The 4519-nt window shown below is 70.1% G+C and carries 3 protein-coding genes; all 3 read left to right on the forward strand.

Annotation, left to right across the window (positions count from 1 at the left end; translation table 11 throughout):
- The first annotated feature begins 132 nt into the window (after window positions 1–132).
- Window positions 133–1341, forward strand: a complete 1209-nt coding sequence (gene metK / locus ACWGDE_RS36470) for a methionine adenosyltransferase (RefSeq protein ID WP_453393373.1) — start codon at window positions 133–135, stop codon at window positions 1339–1341.
- A 57-nt stretch (window positions 1342–1398) separates the two neighbouring features.
- Window positions 1399–2379, forward strand: coding sequence for a PfkB family carbohydrate kinase (locus ACWGDE_RS36475; protein ID WP_453393374.1), 981 nt, complete (start codon window positions 1399–1401; stop codon window positions 2377–2379).
- A partial coding sequence (locus ACWGDE_RS36480) for a homocysteine S-methyltransferase family protein (protein WP_453393375.1) occupies window positions 2379–4519 on the forward strand: 2141 nt, incomplete at its 3' end. The genes ACWGDE_RS36475 and ACWGDE_RS36480, both read left to right, overlap by 1 nt.

Here is a 4519-nt window from a genome sequence, read left to right on the forward strand (position 1 = left end):
CCCGAGCGCAGCGCGCTCGGGTCCGGGGTCCTGTGCGTCGTGCGGGCTTCAGCAGCCTTCGAGTCACTTTGAAGAGCGGGCCTCCACCCTGGCCCGACCGACAAAGCCCGTTGGCTTCCCTTTGGAGGGTCCGTGTCCCTGCGCCTGTTCACCTCGGAGTCCGTGACCGAAGGCCACCCCGACAAGATCGCCGACAGGATCAGCGACACCATCCTCGACGCGATCCTGCGGGACGACGCCACGGCCCGTGTCGCCGTGGAAACCCTGATCACCACCGGCCAGGTGCACGTGGCCGGAGAGGTCACCACCAGTGCCTACGCCGATATCCCCGCCCTCGTCCGCGCGGCGGTCCTGGACATCGGCTACGACTCCTCCGCCAAGGGCTTCGACGGCGCCTCGTGCGGCGTGTCGGTGTCCATCGGCGCGCAGTCCCCGGACATCGCGCAGGGTGTCGACACCGCGTACGAGAAGCGGGTCGAAGGCGATGAGGACGAGCTCGACAAGCAGGGCGCCGGCGACCAGGGCCTGATGTTCGGCTACGCGACCGACGAGACGCCGGAGCTGATGCCGCTTCCCATCCACCTCGCGCACCGGCTCTCGCGCCGGCTGGCCGAGGTCCGCAAGGACGGGACGATCCCGTACCTGCGTCCCGACGGCAAGACCCAGGTCACCATCGAGTACGACGGCGACAAGGCCGTCCGCCTCGACACGGTCGTCATCTCCTCGCAGCACTCGTCCGACATCGACCTCGAGGCCCTCCTCGTCCCGGACATCCGCGATTTCGTGGTCGAGCACGTCCTCGCCCAGCTGGCCGGTGACGGCATCAAGCTGGAGACCGAGGGCTACCGCCTGCTGGTCAACCCGACCGGCCGCTTCGAGATCGGCGGCCCGATGGGCGACGCGGGTCTGACCGGCCGCAAGATCATCATCGACACCTACGGCGGCATGGCCCGTCACGGCGGCGGCGCCTTCTCGGGCAAGGACCCGTCCAAGGTCGACCGCTCCGCCGCGTACGCGATGCGCTGGGTCGCCAAGAACGTCGTCGCCGCGGGTCTGGCCTCGCGTTGCGAGGTCCAGGTCGCGTACGCGATCGGCAAGGCCGAGCCCGTGGGCCTCTTCGTCGAGACCTTCGGCACCCACAAGGTGGACGTGGCGAAGATCGAGGACGCGATCGGCCAGGTCTTCGACCTGCGTCCGGCCGCGATCATCCGCGACCTCGACCTGCTCCGCCCCATCTACGCCCAGACCGCCGCGTACGGCCACTTCGGCCGCGAGCTGCCCGACTTCACCTGGGAACGCACCGACCGCGCGCAGCAGCTGCGCGCGATCGCCGGACTCTGAAGCCGCCCCGACGAGCGACACGCGGCCGCCACACCGTGCCGGCAGAGGAGAGCAGAGATGCGTATCGCAGTGACAGGTTCCATCGCCACAGATCATCTGATGGCCTTCCCCCGGAAATTCTCCGATCAGCTCATCCCCGAGCAGCTGGACAAGATCTCGCTCTCGCTGCTGACGGACGAACTCGAGATCCGCCACGGCGGCGTCGCCGCCAACATCGCCTTCGGGCTCGGCTCGCTCGGTCTGTCGCCGCTGCTGGTCGGCGCCGCCGGGGTGGACTTCTCCGACCACCAGATCTGGCTCAAGGCACACGGCGTCGACACCGACGGCGTGCGCATCAGCGCGAACCTGCACACCGCCCGCTTCGTGTGCGCCTCCGACACCGAGCAGAACCAGATCGGCTTCTTCTACGCCGGTGCGATGGCCGAGGCGCACGAGATCGACCTGGGCGAACTCGTCGGGCGCACCGGTGCCGTCGACCTGGTCGTCGTCTCCCCCAACGACCCGGCGGCGATGCTGCGCCACACCGCGGACTGCGTCGAACTGGAGATCCCGTTCGTCGCCGACCCCTCGCAGCAGCTGGCCCGGCTGGAGCGGGACGAGGTGCGCGCGCTGCTCGACGGCCCGCTCTACCTGTTCACCAACGCGTACGAGTCCGTGCTCATCCAGGAGCGCTCCGGCTGGACCGAGCGGCAGATCCTGGCGCGCGTCGGGACCTGGGTCACCACGCACGGCGCCGAGGGCGTGCGCATCGCCGGCGCCGACGCGGCGCCGCTGAGCGTGGCCCCGCTGCCCGGCGTCGAGACGGTCGACCCGACCGGTGCGGGCGACGCCTTCCGGTCCGGGTTCCTGGCCGCGCTGGCCTGGGGTCTGGGCCACGAGGACGCGGCCCGGCTGGGCAGCGGGGTCGCGGCACTGGCCCTGGAGTCCCGCGGCACCCAGGAGTACGAGCTGGACGCCGGGGCGCTCCTGGACCGGCTGACCGCCGGCTACGGCGCCGACGCGGTCCGCCACCTCGTCCCCCACCTGCGGGCACTGTGATGGCGGGGGAACCGGACCGGGTGGCCGCCCTGCGCGAGGCGTTCGCCTCGCGGGTGGTGGTGGCCGACGGGGCGATGGGAACGATGCTCCAGGCGCAGGACCCGACCATGGAGGACTTCCAGCAGCTGGAGGGCTGCAACGAGGTCCTGAACGTGACGCGCCCGGACATCGTGGCGAACGTGCACCGCGAGTACTTCGCGGCCGGCGTGGACTGCGTGGAGACCAACACCTTCGGCACGAACTACGCGGCGCTCGCCGAGTACGACATCGCCGACCGCAACCACGAACTGTCCGTGGCGGGCGCCCGCATCGCCCGTGAGGTCGCCGACGAGTTCACCGCCTCGACGGGACAGCAGCGCTGGGTCCTGGGCTCGATGGGCCCGGGCACCAAGCTCCCGACCCTCGGTCACATCGACTACGCGACCATCCGCGACGCCTACCAGACCAGCGCCGAGGGCCTGATCGCGGGCGGCGCCGACGCACTGCTCGTGGAGACCAGTCAGGACCTGCTGCAGACCAAGTCCTCGATCGTCGGAGCCCGCCGGGCCATGGACGCGCTGGGGATCTCGGTTCCGCTGATCTGCTCGGTGACGGTGGAGACCACCGGCACGATGCTGCTCGGCTCGGAGATCGGCGCGGCGCTCACCGCCCTGGAACCCCTGGGCATCGACATGATCGGCCTGAACTGCGCGACCGGTCCGGCCGAGATGAGCGAGCACCTGCGCTACCTCGCCCGGAACTCGCGGATCCCGCTCTCCTGCATGCCCAACGCCGGCCTGCCCGTCCTGGGCAAGAACGGCGCGCACTACCCGCTGTCCGCGGCCGAGCTCGCCGACGCCCAGGACGGTTTCGTACGGGACTACGGCCTCTCCCTGGTCGGTGGCTGCTGCGGCACCACCCCCGCGCACATGAAGGCCGTCGTGGAGCGGGTACGGGGCCTCGTCCCCGGGGCGCGTGATCCCCGGCCGGAGCCGGGTGCCGCCTCCCTCTACTCCACGGTCCCGTTCCGCCAGGACGCCTCGTACCTCGCGATCGGCGAGCGGACGAACGCGAACGGGTCGAAGAAGTTCCGCGAGGCCATGCTGGAGGCCCGCTGGGACGACTGCGTGGAGATGGCCCGCGACCAGATCCGCGAGGGCGCGCACCTCCTCGACCTGTGCGTGGACTACGTCGGCCGTGACGGCGTCGCCGACATGCAGGAGCTGGCCGGCCGCTTCGCCACGGCCTCCACGCTGCCGATCGTCCTGGACTCCACCGAGCTTCCCGTCCTGCGGGCCGGCCTGGAGAAGCTGGGCGGCCGCGCCGTCATCAACTCCGTCAACTTCGAGGACGGCGACGGCCCGGAGTCGAGGTTCTCGCAGGTTTCGAAGCTGGCCGTCGAGCACGGCGCCGCGCTGATCGCGCTGACCATCGACGAGGAGGGCCAGGCCCGCACCGTCGAGCACAAGGTCGCCATCGCCGAACGCCTCATCGACAACCTGACCACGAACTGGGGGGTGCGCGAGTCGGACATCCTCATCGACACGCTCACCTTCACGATCTGCACCGGCCAGGAGGAGTCCCGCAAGGACGGCATCGCCACGATCGAGTCGATCCGCGAGCTCAAGCGCCGCCATCCGGACGTCCAGACCACCCTGGGCCTGTCGAACATCTCCTTCGGCCTCAACCCGGCCGCCCGCATCGTCCTGAACTCCGTGTTCCTGGACGAGTGCGTCAAGGCGGGCCTGGACTCGGCGATCGTGCACGCGTCGAAGATCCTGCCGATCGCCCGCCTGGACGAGGAGCAGGTCAAGGTCGCCCTCGACCTGGTCTACGACCGGCGCGCCGAGGGCTACGACCCGCTGCAGAAGCTCATGGAGCTGTTCGACGGAGTCAACACCAAGTCGATGAAGGACGGCCGCGCCGAGGAACTCCTCGCCCTGCCGCTGGACGAGCGCCTGCAGCGCCGGATCATCGACGGCGAGAAGAACGGCCTCGAAGCGGACCTCGACGAGGCGTTGCAGACCCGCCCCGCCCTCGAGATCGTCAACGACATCCTGCTCGAAGGCATGAAGGTCGTCGGCGAGCTGTTCGGCTCCGGCCAGATGCAGCTCCCGTTCGTCCTGCAGTCCGCCGAGGTCATGAAGACGGCGGTCGCCTA

This window comes from Streptomyces sp. NPDC054956 (assembly GCF_053609185.1).

Bases quoted from the DNA above. Each gene is read 5' to 3' on its own strand.
- ACWGDE_RS36475 (WP_453393374.1), top strand. From the start codon at position 1,399: ATGCGTATCGCAGTGACAGGTTCCATCGCCACAGATCATCTGATGGCC.